This window comes from Nonomuraea sp. LP-02 (assembly GCF_036289125.1).
GTDB lineage: Bacteria > Actinomycetota > Actinomycetes > Streptosporangiales > Streptosporangiaceae > Nonomuraea > Nonomuraea bangladeshensis.
Window position 1 is genome coordinate 583581 of record NZ_JAXCLK010000002.1, and the last position, 22048, is coordinate 605628.

The window sequence follows — 22048 nt, forward strand, 5'->3', positions numbered from 1 at the left end:
GGTTGGGGTTTCGCCCTGGGCGGTGGTCAGGCGGCGGCAGCGGGCACCGAGGCCTCGGCCGCCACGGTGGCGAAACCCAGATCACCGGCCGCCACGGTGCGGACGAGCCGGGGCTCGGTCGGGCGCTCGACGGTTAAGGACTTCCGAGGCGGTGGGCCCGGTCGAGCAGGTAGCGCTGCTCGACCTGGTTGCCGGTCAGGGCGGCTGCCTCGCGGTACAGTCGCGCCGCGCCGGCCGCGTCGCCGGTCAGCTGGAGCAGGTGGGCGCGCACCGCGCGTTCTCGTTGACGGGTCAGCGGTTCCTGGTCCAGCCGGTGGCGACGGTTGAGGTCGTCGAGCAGCGCCAGCCCCCGGCCCGGCCCGTACGCCTGCGCCACCGCCACCACCCGGCTCAGCCGTACCGGTGCGGTCGGGCTGAGCCGTTCCAGCCACACGTACAGCGCCGCGATCTGCGGCCAGTCCGTCTGCTCCGGCGTCGCGGCCGCGGCGTGCACGGCCGCGATCGCGGCCTGCAGCTGGTACGGGCCCACCTCGCGCCGGCTCCAGACGGTGTCGATCAGCTCGGTGCCCTCGCGGATCAGGACGGGATCCCACCGCGTCCGGTCCTGCTCCTCCAGCGGCACCAGCTCGTCATCGCCACCGGTACGGGCGCAGCGCCGCGACTCGGTCAGCAGCATCAGCGCGAGTAGACCGGTCACCTCGGGGTCGTCCGGCAGGGAGTCGCGGAGCATGCGGGTCAGCCGGATCGCCTCGCGGGTGAGGTCGACGCGGGCGAGCTCGTCGCCGGCGGAGGCGGTGTAGCCCTCGTTGAAGATCAGGTAGAGCACCTGCGTCACGGCGGCCAGCCGGCTGTCCCGGTCGGCGCCGGTCGGCGGGGTGAAGCGGGCGCCGGCGCGGGCCAGCTGCTGCTTGGCGCGGCTGATCCGGGTGCCCATGGTGGCTTCGGTCGTGCCGAAGGCGTGCGCGATCTCGGCGGTGGTCAGGCCGCCCACCGCGCGCAGCGTGAGCGCCACCTGGGAGGTGGCGCTCAGCGCGGGGTGGCAGCAGAGCAGCAGCACGGCGAGGCTGTCGTCGGCCTCCTGCGGCGGGTACGTCTGGCGGGCCGGTTCCTGCATAGCCAGCTCGGCGACGCCGGCCTCGTGCTCGCGGCGGCGCCGGGCCTGCTCGGAGCGGAGCAGGTCGACCATCCGCCGGTAGCCGATGCGGATCAGCCAGCTGCGCGGGTTGTCCGGCACGCCGTCGGCGGCCCAGGTCCGGCTCGCGGCCAGCAGCGCCTCCTGCACCGCGTCCTCGGCGACGTCGAAGTGGCCGAAGCGCCGCACCAGCGCACCGAGCACCTGCGGCGCCTCGGTCCGCAGCAGGTGCTCCACCTCACCGGGGCGGCCGGTCATGCCGCGAAGTCGCCGCCCATGATCGGGCGGATCTCGATCGGCTCGCCCAGCACCTCGACGATTCGCGAGACGATCTCGACGGCGCGTTCCCTGCTGGCCACGTCGATCACGGCGAAGCTGGCCAGGACCTCCTTGAGCTCGGCGAACGGTCCGTCGGTCGCGACCACGCCGTCCGGGCCCTTGCGTACGGTGGTGCTGACCACCGGGTGGCCGAGACCCTCGCTGCCGACGAACTCGCCGGTGGCGGTCAGCTCCTCCTCGAACTTCTGGTACGCGGCGAACGCGGCCAGCGCCTCCTCGGACGGGGTGTCGGCGGTCGCGGCGTCCCAGGCGGCGGCCGGGGTGTAGCCGAGCAACAGGTACTTCACGATGATCCTCTTCTCGAGTGTGTTGGGCAAAGGGTATGCCGGGTCAGGCGGAGCGGCGCAGGGACAGTGCGAGAACGGTCGTCCAGGTGAAGGCGACCAGGCCGTTGACGGCGATCTGGATGCTCATGTGATCAGGCGACATGGGTAGCAGCAGGACGAGCCCGGCGGCGCCGTTCAGCACGGCCGGCAGGACGGCCCGGCGGCGAGCGTAGCGGACGGTCAGGACGATGGCGGCGACGGCCAGCGCGGTGAAGGAGACGGCGGCCGCGACCGAGTGCGCGACGCCGTGCCAGGACATCTGGGCGACAGGTCCGTCGGGGGTGCCGGCGGGGAAGCCGTTCTCCGGATCCATGGTGAACAGTCCGGCGCAGACCATCCCGGCGCCGAAGATCCCGACGAAGATCGGCACCGCCCGCCGTCCGATGCCCTCGGTGAGGGTGCGCCTGACGCCCGCGGCCAGCGCCAGCCCGCCGAGGCCCGCGAGCACGAACGTGGTGATCTGGATCCAGCCGAGGTCGCCGGTGGCGAGCTGGCTGATCGGGTGCCGGGTGAGGTCGAAGCCATCGCGGGTGAGCATCTGGGCGATGGCCGAGGCGAAGAAGACCGGCCCGGCGAGGGCCCCGGCGAGCAGCAGGCGGCCGGACGCGGCGGGGACGGCGGGAGTGGTGTGGACAGCAGGGGTGGCGGTGGCCATGACGTCCTCCTTGAGGGTCGTGCGGGTTCCTGCCGCTACCTCGTAGCCGGAGCCGGGATTTCGACATGGCCGCTTGTGTGAGCCAAGTCACATCAGAATGATGTCGAAGGCCGGGGATCGCCTCCGAGGTACCAGCAAGCACTCACCAAGGAGGACGAGATGGACACGATGTCCGACACCAGCCAGCCGAGCGCCGAGCTGAAGGCCCTGGACCGCCTGGTCGGCACCTGGAAGGTCACCGGCGGCGCCGAGGGAACGGTGCGCTACGAGTGGATGCCCGGCGGTTTCTTCCTGTTCCAGCACGTCGAGCTCACCCACGACGGCCGGCCGATCACCGGCCTGGAAGTGATCGGCAACCTGCGCCCGTTCGGCGAGCCGGTCAGCGCGGACGTGGTGTCGCGCTTCTACGACTCGGCCGGCGACACGCTTGACTACGTGTACGAGCTGACCGGCGACAAGCTGACCATCTGGGGCGGCGCGAAGGGCAGCCCGGCGTACTACGAGGGCACGTTCAGCGCCGACGGCGCGACGGTCACCGGCGGATGGGTCTACCCCGGCGGAGGCGGATACGCCTCCACGATGACCCGGATCTGACATCGGCTCGCCGCGTTCACGAACGCGGCGAGCCGATCCGGCTCTGTAGGGGCTGCAACCGCACTTGAGGGCACGCCCGCCTCAGCCAAGGGAACCCGCGCCGAAGTTTCCACCGAGGGTTCAACGTTACGGTTATAGGTCATGGCGGATGACTCCACGACGATCGAACTCAGCCTGTCCGAACTCCGCGAGGTCGCCGGCTACGCCGTGGCGTGCGCGCGGCCCGCCCTGGCGATCTTCGAACGGGAACGCCCCGACGATCGACGTCCGCGAGCCGCGATCGAGGCCGCGCAGACGTTCGCGGACGGAGCAGACCGGACCAAGGCACTCCGGGACAGCGCGTGGGCGGCGATGCGCGCGGCTCAGGAAGCGCGCGACGCGGGACTCGCCGCGGCGAGTGACGCGGCGCGGGCGGCCCTGGCCGCGGCCGGTGCGGGCTACCTTCATCCCCTGGCCAAGGCCACCCAGGTCAAGCACATCCTCGGGCCGGCCGCTCATGCCGCGCGAGCGTTCGAACTCTCCGCCGGAGACGATCCCTCCGTCGGAGCCGATCACATCGCCCAGTCACGAGCCCTCGCCGGTCCCGTCGTGGTGGCCGTCCTGATGCGCTACCCGCCCGCCCCACCCGGCGGCGGGCGGGTCGGCGAACTGCTCCGCCGGCTCGACGCGTCGCTCCGGTGATCAGTAGGTCGTCCCGCCCGAGACGTCGAGCCGATGGCCGGTGACGTAGCGGCTGTCGTCCGAGGCCAGGAAGGCGACGACGTCGGCCACGTCCTCCGGCGTGCCCAACCGGCCAAGGGGCGTCTGTGACGACAACCAGGCCAGGGCCTCGCCGACCAGGCGTCCCTGGTGCATGTCGGTGTCGATGACGCCGGGGGCCACGAGGTTGACGGTGATGCCGCGCGGCCCGAGCTGCTTGGCCAGGGCGACGGTCATGACGTCGAGCGCGGCCTTGGACATGGCGTAGTCGATCGCCCTGGGCATGGCGGCCCCGCGGGTCAGCATGGTGCCCACGGTGATGATCCGTCCGCCGTCGCGCAGCCGGGGCAGGGCTTGCTGGGTGACGAAGAACGGCGCGGTGGTGTTGACCGCGAACAGGCGCTCGAAGCCCTCCCGGGTGACGCCGTCGATCTCGCTCTGGCCGCCGAGGATGCCCGCGTTGTTGACCAGGACGTCCAGCCCGTCGGCGTGCGCGTCGAAGGCGGTCCACAGGGCTTCGGCGTCGCCGGGCGCGCCCAGCTCGGCCTGGACGGCGAAGGCCCGCCCGCCGGAGGCTTCGACGGCGGCGACGGTGTCCTTGGCGGCGGCGTGGTTGCCGCCGTAGTGCACGGCGACCCGGGCGCCCTCGTGAGCCAGCCGGACGGCGATCGCGCGGCCGATGCCCCGGCTCGCCCCGGTCACCAGCGCCGTCTTTCCGGTCAACGTCGTCATGATCATGCCTTTCTGGTTCATGCGGTGTAGGGGGTGGTGGCCTTGGCGGCGCGCAGGACGCGCGCCCACCAGCTCACCTGGTCCAGCAGGGTCTTGGCGGCCGCGGCCGGGCCGACGGGGTCCTTGGGCCGGCCGGCGCCGTCGAAGCACTCCCAGGCGCCGTGGAAGCTGACGGTGTCGCGCGTGGTGACGGCGTGCAGCTCGGCGAAGACGGCACGCAGGTGCTCCACCGCGCGCAGGCCGCCGGAGATGCCGCCGTAGGAGACGAACGCCACCGGCTTGGCGTGGAACTGCCGGCTGTGCCAGTCGATGACGTTCTTCAGTCCGGCCGGGTAGCTGTGGTTGTACTCGGGGGTCACCACCACGAACGCGTCGGCCGCCTCCAGCCGCGGCGTCAGCCCGCCCAGGGCCTCCAGCACCGGCGCAGGCGGGGACATCGACGGGGCCGCCCCGCCGATCGGCACGTCGGCGAGGTCGATCACGTCCACGTCGAGGTCCGGGCGGGCCGCGGCCTGACCGGCGAACCAGCCGGCCACGGTCGGGCCGAAGCGGCCGTCGCGTACGCTGCCGACGATGACGGCCAGCCTCAGCGGGTCAGTGATCATGGTGTTCTCCCTTCGTGGCGGCGGCCTGTCGCAGGGCCGCCAGCAATGTGGTCTCGCTCGGGGATCCGGTGAGCGGGGGCAGGTTCTCGATGAGGAAGACCGGCACGCCGGTGACGCCGAGGCGGCGCACGCGGTCGAGCCGGGCGCGCACGGCGGCGGGAGGCACGTGGCCGGTGGTGACGCCGACCTCGGCGGCCAGCCGGGCGAGCGTGGCGGGGTCGCCGATGTGCAGCCCGTCGGTGAAGTGGGCGCGAAAGAGGCGTTCGGCCATGGGCTCGGCCTTGTCCTGCCGGGCGGCGTCGGCGATGAGGCGGTGGGCGTCGAAGGTGCCGGTGGCGATCGCCTTGCCGTACTCGAACCGGAGTCCTTCACGGGCCGCGTGTTCGGCGAGGACGAGCACGCCGGCGGCCGCCTGCGGGCCGAAGGTCTGTTCCAGCACCGCCAGGAGCGGACGCCCGTCGGCCGGGGCGCCCGGAGCGAGCTCGAAGGGCAGGAACTCCACCGTCACCTGTACGCCCTCGGCCCTGAGCCGGCCGGCGGCGCGGGCGAAGCGGGTGTAGCCGAGGTAGGAGTGCGCGCAGATGACGTCCATCACGAGCTGGGCTTTCACATGCCGTGTCATGGCTGCCCGCCTCACGCGGCCGCGGGGGCGGGCTCGGCCGGCGAGGTACGGTCGCGCAAGGGAACCTCGCGGATGAACCAGGCCAGCGCGAAGGCGAGGGCGCCCAGCGCGGCCGCGCCGAGGGCCATGGCGTGGACGCCGCTGGAGACGGCGAGCTGAACCGCCTCCCGCGCGGCGGGCGGGAGCTGCGTGAGCCCGCCGGACGTCAACTGACCGGAGGCGATCCGGGTGCCGGTCGCCGCGCCGAGGCGGTCGATGAGGGTGTCCTGCAGCCGGGCGGTGTACAGGGCGCCCAGGGCGGCCACGCCCAGTGAGGCGCCCATGGTGTGCCAGAGGGTGACCGAGCCACTGGCCGCCCCCATGTCACGCGGCTCGGCGCTGTTGATCGTGATGATCGTGGTGGACTGCATCAGCAGGCCCACCCCGAGGCCGCCGATCAGCGTGAGACCCGAGGCGAGCGCCAGGTTGACGCCGGGCCGCAGCAGGAGCAGCGCGAGCATGCCGGCCGCCACGGCGGCGCCGCCGAGGATCGGATAGATCCGGTAGCGGCCGTTGCGGCTGATGAGCCGGCCGGTGCCGACCAGCACGGCGACCATGCCCAGCATCGACGGCAGGACCAGCAGGCCGCTCGCGACCGGCGAGGCGCCGTGGACCAGCTGCATGTACTGGGGCAGGAAGGTGGCCGCCACCACCATGCCGACGCCGCCGAGGAAGCGGATGACCTGGGCGAGGGTGAAGTTGCGGTCGGCGAACAGGCGCAGCGGCACGATCGGCTCGGCCGCGTGCCGTTCCACGACCAGCAGGGCGGCCAGCGCCGCCAGCCCGGCCAGGCTCAGGGCGAGGATCGGAGCCGACCCCCAGGCGTACCGGGTGCCGCCCCAGCCGGCGACCAGGCTGAGCGCCACCAGCGCCACCGTCAGCAGCAGCGCCCCGGGGTAGTCGATCCGCGCCCTGATCCGGCGCCGCTCCAGCCGTACGGCGGCGCCGATGAGCAGCAGGGCGGCCGCGCCGATGGGGAGGTTGACGAAGAACGCCCACCGCCACCCCACATCGGCGAACAGGCCACCGAGCAGCGGCCCGGCGATGAACGCGATCGGCATCATCACCCCGAACAGCCCCATCAGCCTGCCGCTGTGCCGGGGCGGCACCAGCTCGCCGATCAGCGCCAGGGCCCCGGTCATCAGGCCGCCCGCGCCCAGGCCCTGCACCATACGGAAGCCGACGAGCTGGATCATGTCCTGCGACATCCCCGACAGCCCGGAGCCCAGCAGGAAGATCGCGATCGCGGCCATGTAGACCGGCTTGCGGCCGTACAGGTCGCCGAGTTTCCCCCAGATCGGCGTCGAGGCGGCCATGCAGATCAGATAGGCCGTCGCCACCCAGGAGAAGTACTCCAGCCCGCCGAGATCGTTCACGATCGCCGGCAGCGCGGGTCCGAGCATCATGCCGTCCAGCGGGGCCGTGATCATGCCAAGCATCACGCCGATCACGCCGATACGTAGAGATCGATCCACATGTCCTCCAATTCGCGTACTGCGTACGTGAAAGGGACCATAACCATTCAGGTACCATGTACGCAAATGGAGGGGAAGGGACGTGCATGGCCGACGAGGCAGCCACCAGCATCTGGATGCAGCCGGAGACGCACGAGCGCTCCGGCCCGGGACGGCGCCCCGGCTACAGCCGCGAGCAGATCACCCGGGCGGCCGTCCGGATCGCCGACGCCGAAGGCGTCGAGGCCGCGACCATGCGGCGGATCGCAGGCGAGCTGGGCACCGGCGCCATGTCGCTCTACCGCTACGTACCCCGGCGCGACGACCTCTTCGACCTCATGATCGACCTGGCCATGAGCGAGATCGAGCTCCCCGACGGCCCGTCCGGTGACTGGCGCGGCGACCTGACGCTGCTGGCCCGGCAGGTCCGCGCCACCGGCCTGCGCCACCCCTGGCTGATCGCGCTGCTCACCAGCCGGCCCACGCTGGGCCCCCACCTGCTGCGCGTGCACGAGTTCGCACTCGGCGCCTTCGACGGGACCGGGCTCGACATCGACGACGTCACCGGTTTCGTCGGCATGCTGGACGACTACGTGCACAGCGCGATCCGCCGCGAGCTCGGCTGGCTGGAGGAGGCCCGCCGCACCGGCCTGGACCCCGAGCGCTGGAAACGGGACTACATGGGACCGTACGTCCGCCAGGTCGTCGAATCCGGCGCCTTCCCCCTGTTCAACCGATCGGTCCTCGACTCCCGCACCGCCCACCTCGCCCCCGAGGAACGCTTCCGGCACGGACTCGACCGCATCCTCGACGCCATCGCCGCACTCGTCCCATCGCTCCGCCCTCGCTGAGCGGGGCGCCCGCGTACTCGGACGATGGGGGCGACGTCGTCCGGCCGGCCGAGGGTGTCCGGGGAGCGACGGGTCACCTGGGTATGGCCTGCACAGCGACCTCTTCGGCGGGGTCCGGGCCGGCCGGCGGGCGCGCGTTGCGCAGTGCGGCCTCGACGCGGTGGTTGCCGGTCATGGTCGCGGTGACCACGGTCATGGCGAGCAGGAGGCCGGCGGCGGCGTAGAGCGGGGTGCGCAGGTCGTAGGTGGTGGCCAGCCAGCCGCCGAGGAAGGCGCCGAAGGGCGCGGCGCACATGGCGAGCATGCGGGAGGTGGAGGCGACGCGGCCCATCAGGTGGGCCGGGACGATGGCCTGCCGGAGGGAGGGGCCGAGCACCATCGTGGCGCCCATGCCCGCCCCGCAGACGGCGAGCGCGAGCCCGGCCGCGTACGCGTTCGGGGCGGAGGCGAGCCCCAGGATGGCGAGGCCCTCGATCGTGGCGGTACAGGTCAGCGCGGTGCCGGTGCCCAGGCGCCGGCCGAGGAAGGCGGCGATGCCCGCGCCCAGCAGGCCGCCGGCGGCCTCGGCCGTGAGGAGCAGCCCGAAGCCGAAGGCGCCGACGCCGAGACGTTCGTGGGCGAACAGGGCCAGGATGGTCTCCACGGCGACGAAGGCGACGTTCCCGACCGCCGGACGGAGCGCGAGCCCGAGCAGCAGCCGGTCCTTGAAGACGTAGGAGGCCCCGGCCCGCGCCTGCCGCAGCAGCGACTCGCGGGCGCTCGCGGCCGGGCGCGGCACGGCGGGCAGCGACCGGACGAGCAGTGCGGACAGCGCGAACGACACCGCGTCGGCTAGCAGCGGAACCGAACGTCCGAGCGCGAGCAGCGCACTGCCCGCGGGTGGCCCGGCGAAGCCGGACGCCGCCGTCTGGGCGCCGCGCAGGCGGGCGTTGGCGCGCTGCAGGAGCGCGGGGTCGCGGCGGAGCAGATCCGGCAGGTACGCCGTGGCGGCCGTGTCGAAGAACAGCCCGCCGAGGGCGAGCAGGAACGCGGAGGCCGCCAGCAGCGGGATGCTCAGCACGTCGAGCGCGGCCGCCGCGGCGGGTACGGCGAGCAGCACCGCACGCGCGGCGTCCGTGACCCACATCGTGCGGCGGCGGTCCCAGCGGTCCACCAGCGCACCGCCGAGCACTCCGAACAGCAGCCAGGGCAGTGTCCCGGCGGCCGTGACGACGGCCAGCGCCATCGGATCCCGGGTCAACGTCACCGCCAGCAGCGGCAGCGCGGCATGCATCACGCCGTCACCGAGCGAGGACACCGTCTGCGCGGTCCACAGCCGCCCGAAGCCGGCCGGCAGCTTCGCTGGATTCGTCGTCATTCGGCGTCCTCCTCGACCTGCCGGCGCGGAGCCGGCCGGAACAGCGCGAAGACCAGCGACACGTCCGGAAGCGATGGATCGGACAGCGCCCGGTACTCGTCCTTCAGCGCCTCCAGGCGCGCCGCCAGTTCCGCGAACTGCTCCTCGGTGAGTCGCAGATGTGCCATGCGTACGTGCCGCTCACCATCCGCCGGCGACTCCTCCAGGTCCGCCACCGCGTTCCGCAGCAGCACGTCCGGCTGCCCCGGCCCTGGATCCGGCAGCTCGATCGACCGCGCGGCCATCGCGTAGTACCGCTCGGTGACCCCTCTCACTTTCCGCGTCTCCACCACCTTCACGAGGCCGGCCCGCTCGAGCAGCCGTACGTGATAGCTGGAACTCCCCTTGGCGAGGCCCATCCGCTGGGCGATCTGCGTGATCGTCGCCGGTTCGAACCGGAGGATGGCCATGATCCGGTGGCGCGTGAGATTGGAGACGGCGCGTAGCTGCTCGTCAGTGGTGACGCGAAACGTCTCCGGGAGATCTTCGTTAGGCACGCGGACAATGGTCAAGGATTCTTGACCATTGCGCAAGGGGTTGAGGCCAGGCAATGCAGCGTCGGTGCCTCGACGTCAAAGCGTCGCGCTCGCGGAGCGTCGGGAGTGGAGACGTCGAACCACCCCAACCAGGGCCGATGTGACCCATCACCTGGTAGGGCTGCCGCGGTAGGGCACAATCGTCGCGCATGGGGGAAAATTCTGGGCTCCAGGCTGACCTGGCCCGGGCTCGCGCGGGGGACGATGCCGCCTTCGCCCGCCTGGTGGGACCGCTACGCCAGGAGTTGCACGCCCACTGCTACCGCATGCTGGGCTCGAGTCACGACGCCGACGATGCCCTGCAGGACGCCCTGCTGCGTGCGTGGCGAGGGCTCGCGCGGTTCGAGGGCCGCAGCTCGTTGCGTTCGTGGCTCTACACCGTGGCCACCCGCACCTGCCTGGACCTGGCTGACGGCCGCGCCAAGCGGGCGTTGCCCGCCGATCTCGGCTCATCCAGCGAACGAGCCGTGCTTGACGCGGCCCCGCTGACCGACGTCGCCTGGCTGGGCCCTTACCCCGATCAGGGCCTCGCCGACGGCCGGGCCGTCCCTGAGGCGCGGTACGAGCAGCGTGAGTCCGTCGAACTCGCCTTCGTCGCCGCCCTGCAGCACCTGCCGGGCAACCAGCGGGCCGCGCTGCTGCTGTTCGACGTTCTCGGGTTCTCCGCCGCCGAGATCGCCACCATGATGAGCACCTCGACCACGTCGGTGAACTCGGCCCTGGCACGAGCCCGCAGACTCGTGGCGGAGAAGATCCCCTCATCGAGCCAGCAGCAGGCACTGCGAAAGATCGGCGACGTCAAGGTGCAGAAGCTCGTGGCCGCGTTCGCGGCGGCGCTGGAACGCGGCGACATCGACGCCCTCGTACCCCTGCTGACCGAGGACGTCACCTGGACCATGCCGCCTCTGCCGACCTGGTACGAGGGGCTGGCGGCCGTCACCGACTTCGCGAAGCGAGTCCCCATGGCGAGTTGCCCGAGCTGGCGCACCCTCCCGACCAGCGCCAACGGCCAGCCCGCCGTGGCGTTCTACATCGGCGGCGACGTCATCGAACCGCACACCGCCTGGTCGATCACCGTGCTCGCGTTCCGCGACGCGCGCATCTGCGGCATCGTCTCGTTCCTCGGTCGCGACCACTTCCCATCCTTCGCACTGCCCGCCTCCTTGTCCTGACCGCGAGAACCGGCGGCGTCAGCCGAGCGACCGTACCGACCGGCCGGGACACATCACGGCAAGAGGTCGCGCCAGCGTTCGGCCGATGCCAGACCGTCCAGGCTGATCCGTTCCAGGAACGCGCCGCCCCTGGCCAGGCGGCGTCCCACGGGCGTGTCGAGCCCGAGCGTCTGCCCCGCCGCCTTCGCGATCTCCGCCGCCGCGAGCGTCTGCCGCGAGCCGATCACCGTCGAGTGGTACCAGGCGTCGTCGTCGACCACGTAGATGTCGCGACGCCGCTGCGGGTCACGTTCGCGCCTGATCAGCCCCTGCTGGGTCAGGTAGCCCACTGCCGTGGAGATCGAGGCGGGGCTGACGTTCAGCCCGCGCGACAGCTCGGCCGCGGTGAGCCTGCCGTCCTCGCTCAGCCACAGGCCGATGAGCACGCGCGCCATCATCCTTGGCAGGCCCATCCCGACCGCCATCTCGACGGCTTCGTCCTCCACCTCGAAGACCTTGCGGTCCCGGGCTCCGGCCTCGGGCGAACGTGCGGGGGCGCCGCGGCGCGCCCGCCGCGCTGCCGCCTGGTGCGCCCGCTCGGGGCGGTAGTCGCCGGGGCCGCCGTTGCGGCCGATCTCACGGCTGATCGTCGAGGTCGGCCGGTCCAGTCGCCTGGCGATCTCGGCGTAGGAGCGGCCTTCGGCGAGACCGGTCGCGATCCGCCGGCGGTCCTGCAGGGTCAACCTTCCTTCTGGCATGACATCACTATTGCGTTCGGCCTCACACAATGCAATGTTTCATTGCATTCAGCTTCAGTGTCAACGCATCAATTTATGCGCTTTGATCTGCGCTTATGTGTAGTGATTAATTGACAGAATTTCTGAAAGCAACGTAGCTTTCAATTCGTGATGAACGCGTACTGTCGCGACCAACCGGTCCCTCCCCCTCACCTGGAATCGGAGGTGTGAACGTGATGCGGCCCTTCGTCTCGGTGACGGGACTGCGTAAGTCCTACGGCGACCACCGCGTCCTGGACGGCATCGACCTCACCATCCCGCAGGGCACGGTCTTCTCGCTGCTCGGCCCCAACGGCGCGGGCAAGACCACCACCGTGCAGATCCTGTCCACCCTGATCAAGGCCGACGCGGGCGAGATCTGGGTCGCCGGGCACGACCTGGCCGCAGAACCCGACGAGGTACGCGCCGCGATCGGCGTCACCGGCCAGTTCTCCGCGGTCGACGGCTTTCTCACCGGCGAGGAGAACCTGCGGCTCATGGCCGACCTGCTCCACCTCGGCCGCGCCGAGGGCCGCAGGCGCGTCCGCGAACTGCTGGATCGCTTCGACCTCACCGACGCCGCGCGCAGGCCCGCGGTCACCTACTCGGGCGGCATGCGCCGCCGCCTCGACCTCGCCATGACCATGGTCGGCACGCCCAGGCTCATCTTCCTCGACGAACCGACCACGGGCCTGGACCCGCGCAGCCGCCGCACCATGTGGCAGATCGTCAGGGACCTCGTCCAGCAGGACGGCGTGACCATCTTCCTGACCACCCAATACCTGGAGGAGGCCGACGAGCTCGCCGACCGCATCGCGCTGCTCAGCCAGGGCCGGATGGTGGCCGAGGGCACCCCTGAGGAGCTCAAGCGCATGGTCCCCGGTGGCCACATCGTCGTGCGCTTCGCCGACCCCGACGGGTACCGGAAGGCGGCCGGCCACGTCGGCGCCACCTCCAGCGACGACGCGGCGCTCACCGTGCAGATCCCCGACTCCGGCGGAGTCAGGACGCTGAGGAAGCTCCTGGAGTGGCTGGACACGCAGGCCATCGACGTGGCCGAGCTGTCGGTGCGCACCCCCGACCTGGACGACGTCTTCCTCACCCTGACCCAGGAGCCCACGACCAAGGAGCCCTCCTGATGAGAGCGATCACCGACTCGGCGACGATGCTGCGGCGCCAGGTCAAGCACATCTGGCGCTACCCCACGCTGATCCTCACCTACGCGGGGGTCCCGGTGGTGCTCCTGCTGCTGTTCGTCTACGTCCTCGGCGGCATCATGGGCACCGGGATCGGCGGCGACCGCGCCGCCTACGCCGCGTACATCACCCCCGGCATCATGATCATGACAATCGCGAGCGCCGCGCAGGGGACGGCGATCTCGGTGGCCCTGGACATGACCGAGGGCATCGTCGCCAGGTTCAAGACCATGGCCATCGCCCGCGTCTCCGTCCTCACCGGGCACGTGCTCGGCGCGCTGGTCCAGAACTTCATCGCGATCACCGCGGTGACGCTGACGGCCCTGCTGATCGGCTTCCGCCCCGCCGCCTCCGCGCTGGACTGGCTCGGGGTGATCGGCGTGCTGGCGATGTTCACCTTCGCCATCACCTGGCTGTCGGCCGCGCTGGGCATGGTCACCAAGAACGTGGCCACGGCCAGCAACCTGCCGATGCCGCTGATGCTGCTGCCGTTCCTGGGCAGCGGCGTGGTCCCGCCGGAGTCGATGCCGGGCCCGCTGCGCTGGTTCGCCGAACACCAGCCGTTCACACCGGTCATCGAAACCCTGCGCGCGCTCCTGGCCGGGCAGCCCGCGGGATCCAGCTTCGCGGCGGCGGCACTGTGGAGCGCGGCCATCGCGCTGGGCGGATACCTGTGGGCCCGCAGGCTCTACAACCGGTGAGGTTGACGGGATACGGAACAGTAGTGCCATGCAACTGCGTTACGTCCTCGCCGGCTATCGGGTCGCTATCCGCGGCTATATCCCAGATTGGCAGGAGGCCGGACTGAGCGGTCCGCATCTGCTGTCGCTGAGCGACTGCATGGTGGACCTCGTGCCAGTCGATCCCGCCGGCCGGGACCACTGGTTCGCCAGTTCCCAGGAGGCCGAGATCGCCCGTAGCCAGGCCGGCAACCCAGGGTTGCACGTGCTCGGGGTCGGATTCGCCGCCGATGACGTTCCGGGGCTGCAGGACGACATGGCCCGCGACGGCTGGGACGGCAGTCTCCCGGACCGGCTGGTCCGGCGTGAGGAGTTCCCCGGGGCCGGCGAGCGGCTACTGGGTTTCGAACTGGTCGGCTTCGACGTCGCAGGCTGGCACACCTGGACCTGCCTCGGGGGCCTCGTCACCGACGTTCACCAGGCCACCGGCATCCGGCCGGGCCCCGGTGGGCTGATCCAGGACGAGCAGGACGCGCGCACGGCTGCCCGATGGCTCACCGACTCGGGCCTCGGCGATCCCAAGGTGTTCCTCTGGGCGGCCGCACTGCTCACGGAGCCACCGCGGGCGACCCTCCCGGCCGGGGAGTAACGCAGCCCTTCCAGGTCGCCGGTGGAGGCCGCGCGACGGCGGGCCGGCACGGCCGGCGATCAGCAGCGGCTGGACAAATCTCGTCGCCGCGCTCTGCGACATCGCCGGCCGATCCTTCACGCCTGCGGAATGGCAGCGCTACGTACCGGCAGAGGATTTCCAGCGGACATGCCCTGATCAGCCGCGCTGACCGCAGGTTTGCCCGAGTTGCTCGCCCCGGTTAGCGTGCCGCATGATCCGTGGAAAGGACGAGGCGCGCGACGCCGAGGAGCCACCGCCGGAACCCCTCTGGACGGTGCTGGCCCACCACCCTGACTTCCGCAGGCTGTTCACCGGTAACTCCGTCTCGCTGCTCGGGTCGAGCGTCACCACCGTGGCGCTGCCCCTGACCGCGGTGCTCCACCTGGACGCCTCGGCCACCGAGATGGGGCTGCTCGGCGCGCTCGGCCTGTTACCGCACCTGGTTCTGGGCCTGCCGGCCGGCGTGTGGGTGGACCGCGTCCCCTACCGCCGTACGATCGTCATCGCCGACGCGGTCCGGGCGCTGCTGCTCGGCGCGCTGCCCGTCCTGGCCGCCCTGGGGCAGTTGCGGATCTGGCACCTGTACGCGGTGGTGACGTCGGCCGGGATCGCCGCACTCTTCGAGTCGGTCGCGGCCCAGTCGTTCACCCCGCAACTGGTCCCGCGCGAGCGGCTGCTCGCCGCCAACAGCACGCTCATGCTGAGCAACGCCACCGTGAACACCACCGGCTCGGCCGTGGGCGGCCTGCTGGTGTCGGCGCTCACCGCGCCGATCGCCATCGCCGTCGACGCGGCCTCGTTCCTGATTTCCGCCCTGGTCAAGGCCCGCATCCGGGCGGAGGGCCGGCCGCGCGTCAGCGGCGAACGCGGTCCCGTGCGGCTGCGGGCCGACATCGCCGAGGGCCTGCGCGCGGTCTTCGCCCACCGCGTCATCCGCACGGTCGTCCTGGCCGCCACCGTCGGCGCGTTCGCCGGTCAGGCCCAGGCCGTCGTGCTCGTGCTCTACCTCGTACGCGACCTCGGCCTGCCGGCCGGCCTGATCGGTGTCCTCGTCGCGCTCGCCGGCGTGGCCGGCGTCGCGGGCGCCCTGGTGGCCACCCGCGTCACCCACCGCATGGGCCCTGGCCCGACGTTCATCATGGGCATGTTCCTCGCCTCCGCCGCCGGCCTGGTGCTGGCCGCCGCGGCCGGCCCCTTCGCCGTGATGCTGACGGTCCTGGTTCTCTCGCAGGTCCTGCGGGGCGGCGGCCCCTCCCTGTACGGCGTCAACCAGCAGACCTTCCGCCAGGCCCTGATCCCCCCGGAACTGCTCTCCCGCGCCAACGCCATCTGGCGGTTCCTGGCCTACGGCGGCCAGTCGCTCGGCGCGGTGCTCGGCGGCGTGGCCGGTGAGGCGCTCGGCCTGCGGGCCGCCCTGGTCCTCACGTCCTGCCTGATGCTGGCGGGCACCGGCATCGCGCTCGCCTCGCCGCTGCGTACGATGCGCATCCTGCCCGAGCGCTGACGCCGGTTCACCCGTCAGCCGAAGTCGCGGCGGCGCAGGGACAGCAGGCCGCCGGCGAGGAGGAGGGCGGTGACCGCGGTGAGCGCGAGGGCCGGGCGGGCGTCGTACGGCGCCCCGGTCATCGCGTTCGCCACGTAGTGGAACGGCTCCACTGGGAAACCGCCGAAGAACCCGTAGAAGGGGGTGATGATCTGCCCCAGTGCGGAGGTCAGGACCCAGGCCAGCCAGGAGATCGCCACGCCGGCCCGCGGTGCCAGCCCGTACGCGAGCAGGCAGACCGCCCCCACGCTCCACGCCGCGGGCACGGTGGTCAGCGCTCCTGCGACGAAGCGGGGCAGATCGGTGGCGAGGTCGCCGACGAGCAGCGAGAACACCGTGCCGAAGACCAGACCGGCGACGGCCATCAGCGCGGCCGTGCCGAGCCCGGTGACGAGCAGGTGCCCGCCCGCCCAGCGCAGCCGGGTCAGGGGGGTGGCCAGCACCGCCTCACCGCGGCCCGAGACCTCCTCCGTCCGGAGCCGGATGACCATGAGCACCGGGTAGAGCGCGACGGCGTACGCCATGATCATGATCAGGTACCAGACGTACGCGGCGAGTGACGGCGATCGCATGCCGATCATCGTGGTGATGGTGTCCAGCATGACGCTCGGCCGCGTGAGCAGATCGTTCGTCAACGGGGACAGCGCGCCCGCGGCCGCCGCGAAGACCCCGACCCCCACCGCCCACTTCAGGAGCAGGCCGCGGTGCAGCCGCCAGGCCAGGCTGACCGGGCCGCGCAGCCGCGGGGCCGTGGCCGGGCCCGGCCGCTCGGTCAGCACGCCGGCGCCGAGGTCGCGGCGGTCGAGCAGCCGGCCCGCGAGCGCGTACAGCGCCGCGCCGATCACGAACATGACACCGGCCAGCCACCACCGCTCGCCTTGGTACGGCTGCACGAGGTGACTCCAGCCGATCGGCGACAGGTATTTCAGCCAGGGCTGTCCCGTGACGTCCCCGGAGAAGCGCATCACGTAGGCGAGGCCGAGCACCGACAGAGCGATCGTGGTGGCCGTGCGGGCGCCGGCGGCGAGCTGGGCGGCGACCGCGGCGATGCCGCCGAACAGCCAGCCCGCGAGCGCGATGGCGGCTCCGTACGCGATCGATCCGATCGGCGGGAGCCCGATCGCGATCAGCGCGGCCGCGGTCAGCGCCCCGGCGAGCAGGCTGATGCCCGCCGCCACGAGCACGGCGGCGGTCAGCGGGGCGCGACGGCTCACGACGGCGGCGCGGACCAGCTCGATCCTGCCCGCGTCCTCCTCCCTGCGGGTGTGCCGGATGACCGACATCAGCGCGGCGAACGCGCCGGCCACGTACAGGAAGCCGCCGCTGCGCCAGGTCGCGAGCACCTCGAGCCGGGGTTCCACCCGGCCGCCGCCGATCGCGTGGAGGAAGGGCGTCCTGGCGATGATGCCGAGGTAGGTGAGCTTCAGCTCCTGGGTGGCCATGTAGCGGTTGATGTAGGCCACCATCACCAGGCTCATGCTCACGATCAGCAGGATCCACCAGGGGGCGATGGCCCGTTCGCGGCGCAGCGCCAGGCGGACCAGGTGACCGGTGCCGGCGAAGGTATTCATGATGTCGCTCCGTAGTGCCGCAGGAACAGCTCCTCCAGGGTGGGAGGCCGGCTGACGAGGGCGCGTACGCCGGTGTCGGTGAGGTGCCGCAGCACGACGTCCAGGTCGGGGGTGTCGACGTCGAACCACACCCGGCTGCCCTCGGTACGCAGGTCGTGCACCCCGTGCAGGCCGGCCAGCCCCTCCGCCGGCGCTGCCAGGTCGGCCTCGATGGAGGTGCGGGTGAGATGACGCAGGCCGGCCAGCGAACCGCTTTCGACCGTACGGCCGTCCTTGACGATGGTCACCCGGTCGCACAGTGCCTCGACCTCGGCCAGGAGGTGGCTGGACAGCAGCACGGTACGGTCCCCGCGGCGCTGCTCCTCCCGGATGCTCTCCCGGAAGACCTCCTCCATCAGGGGGTCCAGGCCGGAGGTGGGCTCGTCGAGGATGAGCAGCTCGGCGTCGGAGGCCAGCGCGGCGATCAGGGCGACCTTCTGCCGGTTGCCCTTCGAGTAGGCGCGGCACTTCTTGCGAGGGTCCAGGTCGAAGCGCTCCAGCAGCGCGGCGCGGCGCCGCTCGTCGAGCCCGCCGCGCAGCCGTCCGAGCAGGTCGATCACCTCGCCGCCGGACAACTGGGGCCACAGCACGACATCCCCGGGTACGTAAGCCAGCCTGCGGTGCAGCTCCGTCGCGCCGGCCCACGGATCGCCGCCGAGCAGCCGGGCGGTGCCCGCGTCGGCGCGAAGCACGCCGAGCAGGATCCGGATCGTGGTGCTCTTGCCCGCGCCGTTCGGCCCCAGGAAACCGTGCACCTCGCCGCGGCCCACGGCGAGATCGAGGCCGTCCAGTGCGCGGGTGGAGCCGAACGTCTTGACCAAGCCTGTGACGGAGATCGCGTCACTCATCGGGATGCTCCTGTCCGGGCCTTGTCCAGGGCGTCGCGGTAGGCGGCGGCCTCTTCCGGGCTGAGCCACGGGTGGGAGTAGAGGTCGAGCAGGGTCAGGGCCAGCAGGTGGGCGCCCTCCTCGCTGGACACGTCGGCACCCAGCCCTCGGGACACGTGCTCATGGAGGATTCCGACGGCCAGGGCCATCGCCGTGCCCACCGTCGCCCTGGCCTTGCGGTCGGCGAAGGGGGGATCGGAGCGGCGCTCGTCGAGCCCCGCGAGCCACTGCTCGCTCATCTGGACCATCGCGTCGAACACCGGCTCGGCCCATCCCTCGGTCAGGGCGCGCGCCAGGTATCGCTGGTAGGGCCCGAGGGCCGCCATGGAGGCCGCGACGTAGTTCACGCCGTTCACGCCACCGCCGGCGGCCATGCCGGCGCCGGCCTGCTCGTTGATCCTGCTGATCAGCTTGACCAGGTGGGCGTCGCACGCCTCGCGCAGCGCCTGCTTGGACCCGAAGTGATGGCGCAGCAGTCCTGGGGAGACGCCCGCGGTCTCGGCGATCGCCCGGGTTGTCGCCCTGTCGAAGCCATGCTCCCCGAAATGTCGCAAGGCCGCGTCTCTGATGCGCGCGCGAGCGGTCAGGTCCTCAGTGTCGGGTCCTGATGTCGTCATTGCCCGGACCTCCTATCCACCTGCATAGTAACTTGTTCAAGTGAAGAGGATACTATGCGCTTGCATAGTAGGTCGATGCCTCAGCCACCGCTATGCGGCGCTCCAGGCCGTCGCCCTGGCCACCCAGGGGTACTTCTTCGCCGCCTCGCCACCGTCGCCGCATGCCGCCGCCTGCGATGCCGCACACTTTGCTCGGTTATAACCTATGACGCCAACCACCCCGCTTCCGTAAGGTAACGCGCAGAGCCATCGTCGATGCCTTATGGCCGCATCAGGCAGGGCAGTTTCGCACAGGGTTCTCGTGAGGAAGCCGAGCGGGAGGTGTAGGTTATAACCGTCATCGGGAGGACGAGACAGGACAGCGATGAGCGAATCAGCGGCCGAGCTCTACACCACCAAGGCGGACTTCGCCTACCTCCGCGTCAAGGAGCTGATCCTGTCCGGGACCCTGCCCCCCGGCTCCGTCATCGCGCAGGTCCAGCTGGCCCGCGACATCGGCATCAGCACCACACCCCTGCGCGAGGCGCTGCGCCGCCTGAAGAGCGAGGGCCTGGTCGAGCTGGACGCCCACCGCGACGCGCGCGTGGCGCCCCTGGCCGCCGAGGAGGCCCGCGACCTGCTGGAGCTGCGCCGCAGCCTCGACCCGCTCGCCGTCGCGCTGGCCGCGGAACGCCGCACCAAGGCCGACATCGCCGCCATGCGCGCCGCCCACGAGGGGTTGACCCCTTTGCCCGGCAATCCCGCGTACGAGCAGCTCGTCGCCCACCGCAAGTTCCACACCGCCCTCTACAACGCCTCGCACAACGACCTGCTCATCCAGACGCTCGACGGGCTGTGGGACAAGGCCGACCGCTACCGCCGCCTGGCGCTGGAGGTCGAGCGCGACCAGGCCGCCCGCGACCGCAAGGCCGCCGAGCACGAGGCTCTCCTGGAGTACGTCATCGCCGGCGACGGCGAGTCCGCCGCCGCCGTCATGCACGAGCACATCGCCACCAGCCTCGGCGCCCAGGCCGCCTGGCGGCTGCGCAAGCACCATGCCGAGACGAGGCCCGCCACCGAGGGCGATGCCGCCGCCGATGCCGATGCCTGACCTCTGGCATCGGCACGCCGTCCTGCTGGCCCACTCCGCCGGCACCCAGGTCATCACGTTCGTGCTGCGTCCGACCATGTCCTACCGCGCGATCGAGCTGGAGGTGCCGCCGGCCTGGCTCGGGGTGCTCGGCGCCAGCTTCGCGCTCGCGCCGCTGCTGCTGGCCCTGCCCGCCGGGCACGCCGCCGACCGCTACGGCGAGCGCCGCATCGCCGTCGCCGGGGCGGTGCTGCTGGCCGCCTCGGCCCTCGCCTTCGCCACGCTCGGCCACACCGTGCCCGGCCTGGTCGCGGCCGGGATCCTGCTCGGCACCGGCCACCTCGGCAGCGTCATCGCCCAGCAGGCCCTGGTCGCCAACACCACGCGACACGGCCGCCACGACACCGCCTTCGGGCACTACACCTTCGCCGCCTCCCTCGGCCAGGCCGCGGGACCACTGCTGATCGCCGCGTTCGGCGGCGCCGGCGCCATCCCCGACACCGGCCGGATCTTCGCCGCCTCCTGCGGCCTGGCCGTGCTGCTCCTCGCGCTGTCGGCGCTGCTCCCGAGCCACCGGACCGGCCGCGCCGAGGCGGAGGGCGGCGATCTGCGGTCGCTGCTGCGCCTGCCCGGACTCGCGCACGCCCTGGTGACGAGCTGCGTGGTGCTGGCCGCGGTCGACATCACCCTGGCCTACCTGCCCGCGCTGGGCACCGAGCTCGGCCTGTCCGCGGGCGCCGTGGGGCTGCTGCTCACGTTGCGCGGGCTGGCGTCGATGACCTCGCGTTTCTTCCTCGGCCGCCTGGCCCGCGTGGTGGGACGGCGCAGGCTGCTGGTCGTCAGCACGCTGGGCGCGGCCGTCGCCATGCTGCTCACCCCGGTGCCCATGCCCGTGTGGCTGCTGGCCGTGCTGCTGCTGGCCGTGGGCTTCGGCCTCGGCGTCGGGCAGCCGCTGACCATGTCGTGGCTGGCCGAGTCCGCCCCCGCGGGCATGCGTGGCCGGGCCATGTCGCTCCGGCTGGTGGGCAACCGTACCGGCCAGCTCGTCATCCCCGGCGCGGCGGGCCTCGTCGCGGCCGGGCTCGGCGCCGGCGGCGTCCTGTTCGTCACCGCGCTCAGCCTCGGCTGGGCCGGCGTCGCCGCCCGGCGGCTTCCCGTCGATCCCTGAGAGAGGCTGTCGCCCGGCCGGCCGTCGAGCTGTGCGTAGCGGAACCCGTGGACCGTGAAGCGCGGCTCGTAGGTCTCGGGTCCGGTGTCGCCGCGCAGGATGTAGCGGTCGTGCGCCGCGGCGTGGCGCAGCCGCCGGAGCGCCAGGGCGCCGCCGTCCAGGACCTCGGCGTGCCGCATCGAGATCACCTGGCCGGCCGGGCCCTGCACGCGGATGCGCAGCCGTCCGGCGAGGTTCTGGTCGAAGTCGAGAATGGTCTCCCAGTCCGGCCCGGACAGGACGCCGACCGGACGCAGGATCTCGGCGCGGCGGACGGGCGGGCCCGACGGCGCGACCAGCAGGGCCGGGTCGTCGGGGTCGCCGAGCAGGTCGCGCGCCGGCGCTGCCGCCGCCGCCTGCCAGTCGGCAGGGTCGAGCAGTCCGGTCTCCACGTACGGCCAGTCGCTCCAGTCACTGGTCGGGCCGTCATGACCGTGCACCCGGACGCGGACGCCGCGCCGCGCACGGGAGGCAAGCGGCGGGAAGGGCCAGGCGACGAGCACCGACTCCCCCGACTCGACGAGGCCGGTGGCGGTGCCGTCGTCGAGTTCGAGCTCGTACGCCGTCCGGGTGATCCAGGACAGGCGCGGGGCGCTCTCGCCGATCCCGACGGGCTCGCGGTGGTGTTCGAAGGTGACGGGCTCGGCGTGCAGGAAGGTCAT

At 72.0% G+C, this 22048-nt stretch carries 23 protein-coding genes and 1 pseudogene; 10 read left to right on the forward strand and 14 right to left on the reverse strand.

Features of this window, described 5'->3' with window-relative positions:
* Window positions 1-133: 133 nt before the first annotated feature.
* From SMD20_RS45980 to SMD20_RS45990, 3 genes are read right to left on the reverse strand one after another with little or no spacing between them, the layout of a single operon-like run.
* Window positions 134-1390, reverse strand: coding sequence for an RNA polymerase sigma factor (locus SMD20_RS45980; protein ID WP_329593886.1), 1257 nt, complete (start codon window positions 1388-1390; stop codon window positions 134-136).
* A complete protein-coding gene (locus tag SMD20_RS45985; protein WP_329593888.1) occupies window positions 1387-1758 on the reverse strand; it encodes a YciI family protein in 372 nt (123 codons plus the stop codon). The genes SMD20_RS45980 and SMD20_RS45985 overlap by 4 nt, the downstream gene beginning before the upstream one ends.
* Before the next feature lie 43 nt (window positions 1759-1801).
* On the reverse strand, window positions 1802-2452 hold the full coding sequence (locus tag SMD20_RS45990) for a DUF998 domain-containing protein (RefSeq protein WP_329593889.1): 651 nt from the start codon (window positions 2450-2452) through the stop codon (window positions 1802-1804).
* Window positions 2453-2611: 159 nt separating this feature from the next.
* Between SMD20_RS45990 and SMD20_RS45995 the strand changes: the two genes are divergently transcribed.
* On the forward strand, window positions 2612-3046 hold the full coding sequence (locus SMD20_RS45995; RefSeq protein WP_329593891.1) for a hypothetical protein: 435 nt from the start codon (window positions 2612-2614) through the stop codon (window positions 3044-3046).
* Between the two features lie 141 nt (window positions 3047-3187).
* Window positions 3188-3727, forward strand: a complete 540-nt coding sequence (locus tag SMD20_RS46000) for a putative immunity protein (protein WP_329593893.1) — start codon at window positions 3188-3190, stop codon at window positions 3725-3727.
* On the opposite strand, the gene SMD20_RS46005 is transcribed toward SMD20_RS46000, so the two are convergent.
* The 4 genes from SMD20_RS46005 to SMD20_RS46020 are packed head-to-tail and all read right to left on the reverse strand — an operon-like array spanning window position 3728 to window position 7173.
* Complete coding sequence (locus SMD20_RS46005; RefSeq protein ID WP_329593895.1) at window positions 3728-4477, reverse strand: SDR family oxidoreductase; 750 nt, start codon at window positions 4475-4477, stop codon at window positions 3728-3730.
* Window positions 4478-4494: 17 nt separating this feature from the next.
* Entirely contained in the window at window positions 4495-5082 is a 588-nt protein-coding gene (locus SMD20_RS46010) for an NADPH-dependent FMN reductase (RefSeq protein WP_329593897.1), read from the reverse strand.
* A complete protein-coding gene (locus tag SMD20_RS46015; RefSeq protein ID WP_329593899.1) occupies window positions 5072-5704 on the reverse strand; it encodes a DsbA family protein in 633 nt (210 codons plus the stop codon). The genes SMD20_RS46010 and SMD20_RS46015 overlap by 11 nt, the downstream gene beginning before the upstream one ends.
* Window positions 5705-5715: 11 nt before the next feature.
* Window positions 5716-7173 carry an MFS transporter gene (locus tag SMD20_RS46020; RefSeq protein WP_329593901.1) on the reverse strand — a complete coding sequence of 486 codons (1458 nt, stop codon included), beginning with the start codon at window positions 7171-7173 and terminating at the stop codon, window positions 5716-5718.
* Between the two features lie 131 nt (window positions 7174-7304).
* Here SMD20_RS46020 and SMD20_RS46025 point away from each other — a divergent pair, with 131 nt between their 5' ends.
* On the forward strand, window positions 7305-8048 hold the full coding sequence (locus tag SMD20_RS46025; protein ID WP_329593903.1) for a TetR/AcrR family transcriptional regulator: 744 nt from the start codon (window positions 7305-7307) through the stop codon (window positions 8046-8048).
* Between the two features lie 73 nt (window positions 8049-8121).
* Here the strand turns inward: SMD20_RS46025 and SMD20_RS46030 are convergent, their stop codons facing one another.
* Both SMD20_RS46030 and SMD20_RS46035 read right to left on the reverse strand, forming a co-directional pair.
* The gene (locus tag SMD20_RS46030; protein WP_329593905.1) at window positions 8122-9405 is read right to left on the reverse strand and encodes an MFS transporter; all 1284 of its coding nucleotides are present in this window, start codon (window positions 9403-9405) and stop codon (window positions 8122-8124) included.
* Complete coding sequence (locus SMD20_RS46035) at window positions 9402-9941, reverse strand: helix-turn-helix domain-containing protein (RefSeq protein ID WP_329593908.1); 540 nt, start codon at window positions 9939-9941, stop codon at window positions 9402-9404. The genes SMD20_RS46030 and SMD20_RS46035 overlap by 4 nt, the downstream gene beginning before the upstream one ends.
* A 188-nt stretch (window positions 9942-10129) precedes the next feature.
* On the opposite strand from SMD20_RS46035, the gene SMD20_RS46040 reads away from it, so the two are divergent.
* Window positions 10130-11152: a sigma-70 family RNA polymerase sigma factor gene (locus SMD20_RS46040; protein WP_329593910.1), complete on the forward strand. Its 1023-nt coding sequence runs from the start codon at window positions 10130-10132 to the stop codon at window positions 11150-11152.
* 53 nt (window positions 11153-11205) lie between these two features.
* Here SMD20_RS46040 and SMD20_RS46045 read toward each other — a convergent pair whose 3' ends face one another.
* The gene (locus tag SMD20_RS46045) at window positions 11206-11874 is read right to left on the reverse strand and encodes a helix-turn-helix domain-containing protein (RefSeq protein WP_329593912.1); all 669 of its coding nucleotides are present in this window, start codon (window positions 11872-11874) and stop codon (window positions 11206-11208) included.
* Between the two features lie 230 nt (window positions 11875-12104).
* Here SMD20_RS46045 and SMD20_RS46050 point away from each other — a divergent pair, with 230 nt between their 5' ends.
* The 4 genes from SMD20_RS46050 to SMD20_RS46065 all read left to right on the forward strand — a co-directional run bounded on the left by SMD20_RS46050 (window position 12105) and on the right by SMD20_RS46065 (window position 15957).
* A complete protein-coding gene (locus tag SMD20_RS46050) occupies window positions 12105-13046 on the forward strand; it encodes an ATP-binding cassette domain-containing protein (protein WP_329594763.1) in 942 nt (313 codons plus the stop codon).
* Window positions 13046-13804, forward strand: a complete 759-nt coding sequence (locus tag SMD20_RS46055) for an ABC transporter permease (protein WP_329593914.1) — start codon at window positions 13046-13048, stop codon at window positions 13802-13804. Before SMD20_RS46050 ends, SMD20_RS46055 begins: the two co-directional genes overlap by 1 nt.
* A gap of 28 nt (window positions 13805-13832) precedes the next feature.
* A complete protein-coding gene (locus SMD20_RS46060; RefSeq protein ID WP_329593916.1) occupies window positions 13833-14432 on the forward strand; it encodes a hypothetical protein in 600 nt (199 codons plus the stop codon).
* 232 nt (window positions 14433-14664) lie between these two features.
* Window positions 14665-15957: an MFS transporter gene (locus tag SMD20_RS46065; RefSeq protein ID WP_329593918.1), complete on the forward strand. Its 1293-nt coding sequence runs from the start codon at window positions 14665-14667 to the stop codon at window positions 15955-15957.
* A gap of 14 nt (window positions 15958-15971) precedes the next feature.
* On the opposite strand, the gene SMD20_RS46070 is transcribed toward SMD20_RS46065, so the two are convergent.
* The 3 genes from SMD20_RS46070 to SMD20_RS46080 are packed head-to-tail and all read right to left on the reverse strand — an operon-like array spanning window position 15972 to window position 19047.
* The gene (locus tag SMD20_RS46070) at window positions 15972-17567 is read right to left on the reverse strand and encodes an ABC transporter permease (RefSeq protein WP_329593920.1); all 1596 of its coding nucleotides are present in this window, start codon (window positions 17565-17567) and stop codon (window positions 15972-15974) included.
* The gene (locus SMD20_RS46075) at window positions 17564-18454 is read right to left on the reverse strand and encodes an ABC transporter ATP-binding protein (RefSeq protein WP_329593922.1); all 891 of its coding nucleotides are present in this window, start codon (window positions 18452-18454) and stop codon (window positions 17564-17566) included. Before SMD20_RS46075 ends, SMD20_RS46070 begins: the two co-directional genes overlap by 4 nt.
* The gene (locus SMD20_RS46080; protein WP_442942644.1) at window positions 18451-19047 is read right to left on the reverse strand and encodes a TetR/AcrR family transcriptional regulator; all 597 of its coding nucleotides are present in this window, start codon (window positions 19045-19047) and stop codon (window positions 18451-18453) included. Before SMD20_RS46080 ends, SMD20_RS46075 begins: the two co-directional genes overlap by 4 nt.
* A gap of 427 nt (window positions 19048-19474) precedes the next feature.
* Here SMD20_RS46080 and SMD20_RS46085 point away from each other — a divergent pair, with 427 nt between their 5' ends.
* Both SMD20_RS46085 and SMD20_RS46090 read left to right on the forward strand, forming a co-directional pair.
* Entirely contained in the window at window positions 19475-20200 is a 726-nt protein-coding gene (locus tag SMD20_RS46085) for a GntR family transcriptional regulator (RefSeq protein WP_329593925.1), read from the forward strand.
* Window positions 20187-21347, forward strand: coding sequence for an MFS transporter (locus tag SMD20_RS46090; RefSeq protein WP_329593926.1), 1161 nt, complete (start codon window positions 20187-20189; stop codon window positions 21345-21347). Before SMD20_RS46085 ends, SMD20_RS46090 begins: the two co-directional genes overlap by 14 nt.
* 68 nt (window positions 21348-21415) lie before the next feature.
* Here SMD20_RS46090 and SMD20_RS48565 read toward each other — a convergent pair.
* Window positions 21416-22048 (reverse strand): annotated as a pseudogene (locus SMD20_RS48565) (family 78 glycoside hydrolase catalytic domain); the annotation flags it as partial.

Excerpts from the sequence above, each read along its gene's own strand:
- SMD20_RS45980 (WP_329593886.1), bottom strand. The coding sequence starts at position 1,390 with ATGACCGGCCGCCCCGGTGAGGTGGAGCACCTGCTGCGGACCGAGGCG.
- SMD20_RS45990 (WP_329593889.1), bottom strand. The coding sequence starts at position 2,452 with ATGGCCACCGCCACCCCTGCTGTCCACACCACTCCCGCCGTCCCCGCC.
- SMD20_RS45995 (WP_329593891.1), top strand. The coding sequence starts at position 2,612 with ATGGACACGATGTCCGACACCAGCCAGCCGAGCGCCGAGCTGAAGGCC.
- SMD20_RS46000 (WP_329593893.1), top strand. The coding sequence starts at position 3,188 with ATGGCGGATGACTCCACGACGATCGAACTCAGCCTGTCCGAACTCCGC.
- SMD20_RS46005 (WP_329593895.1), bottom strand. The coding sequence starts at position 4,477 with ATGACGACGTTGACCGGAAAGACGGCGCTGGTGACCGGGGCGAGCCGG.
- SMD20_RS46010 (WP_329593897.1), bottom strand. The coding sequence starts at position 5,082 with ATGATCACTGACCCGCTGAGGCTGGCCGTCATCGTCGGCAGCGTACGC.
- SMD20_RS46015 (WP_329593899.1), bottom strand. The coding sequence starts at position 5,704 with ATGACACGGCATGTGAAAGCCCAGCTCGTGATGGACGTCATCTGCGCG.
- SMD20_RS46020 (WP_329593901.1), bottom strand. The coding sequence starts at position 7,173 with ATGATCACGGCCCCGCTGGACGGCATGATGCTCGGACCCGCGCTGCCG.
- SMD20_RS46025 (WP_329593903.1), top strand. The coding sequence starts at position 7,305 with ATGGCCGACGAGGCAGCCACCAGCATCTGGATGCAGCCGGAGACGCAC.
- SMD20_RS46030 (WP_329593905.1), bottom strand. The coding sequence starts at position 9,405 with ATGACGACGAATCCAGCGAAGCTGCCGGCCGGCTTCGGGCGGCTGTGG.
- SMD20_RS46040 (WP_329593910.1), top strand. The coding sequence starts at position 10,130 with ATGGGGGAAAATTCTGGGCTCCAGGCTGACCTGGCCCGGGCTCGCGCG.
- SMD20_RS46050 (WP_329594763.1), top strand. The coding sequence starts at position 12,105 with ATGCGGCCCTTCGTCTCGGTGACGGGACTGCGTAAGTCCTACGGCGAC.
- SMD20_RS46055 (WP_329593914.1), top strand. The coding sequence starts at position 13,046 with ATGAGAGCGATCACCGACTCGGCGACGATGCTGCGGCGCCAGGTCAAG.
- SMD20_RS46060 (WP_329593916.1), top strand. The coding sequence starts at position 13,833 with ATGCAACTGCGTTACGTCCTCGCCGGCTATCGGGTCGCTATCCGCGGC.
- SMD20_RS46065 (WP_329593918.1), top strand. The coding sequence starts at position 14,665 with ATGATCCGTGGAAAGGACGAGGCGCGCGACGCCGAGGAGCCACCGCCG.
- SMD20_RS46070 (WP_329593920.1), bottom strand. The coding sequence starts at position 17,567 with ATGAATACCTTCGCCGGCACCGGTCACCTGGTCCGCCTGGCGCTGCGC.
- SMD20_RS46075 (WP_329593922.1), bottom strand. The coding sequence starts at position 18,454 with ATGAGTGACGCGATCTCCGTCACAGGCTTGGTCAAGACGTTCGGCTCC.
- SMD20_RS46085 (WP_329593925.1), top strand. The coding sequence starts at position 19,475 with ATGAGCGAATCAGCGGCCGAGCTCTACACCACCAAGGCGGACTTCGCC.
- SMD20_RS46090 (WP_329593926.1), top strand. The coding sequence starts at position 20,187 with ATGCCGATGCCTGACCTCTGGCATCGGCACGCCGTCCTGCTGGCCCAC.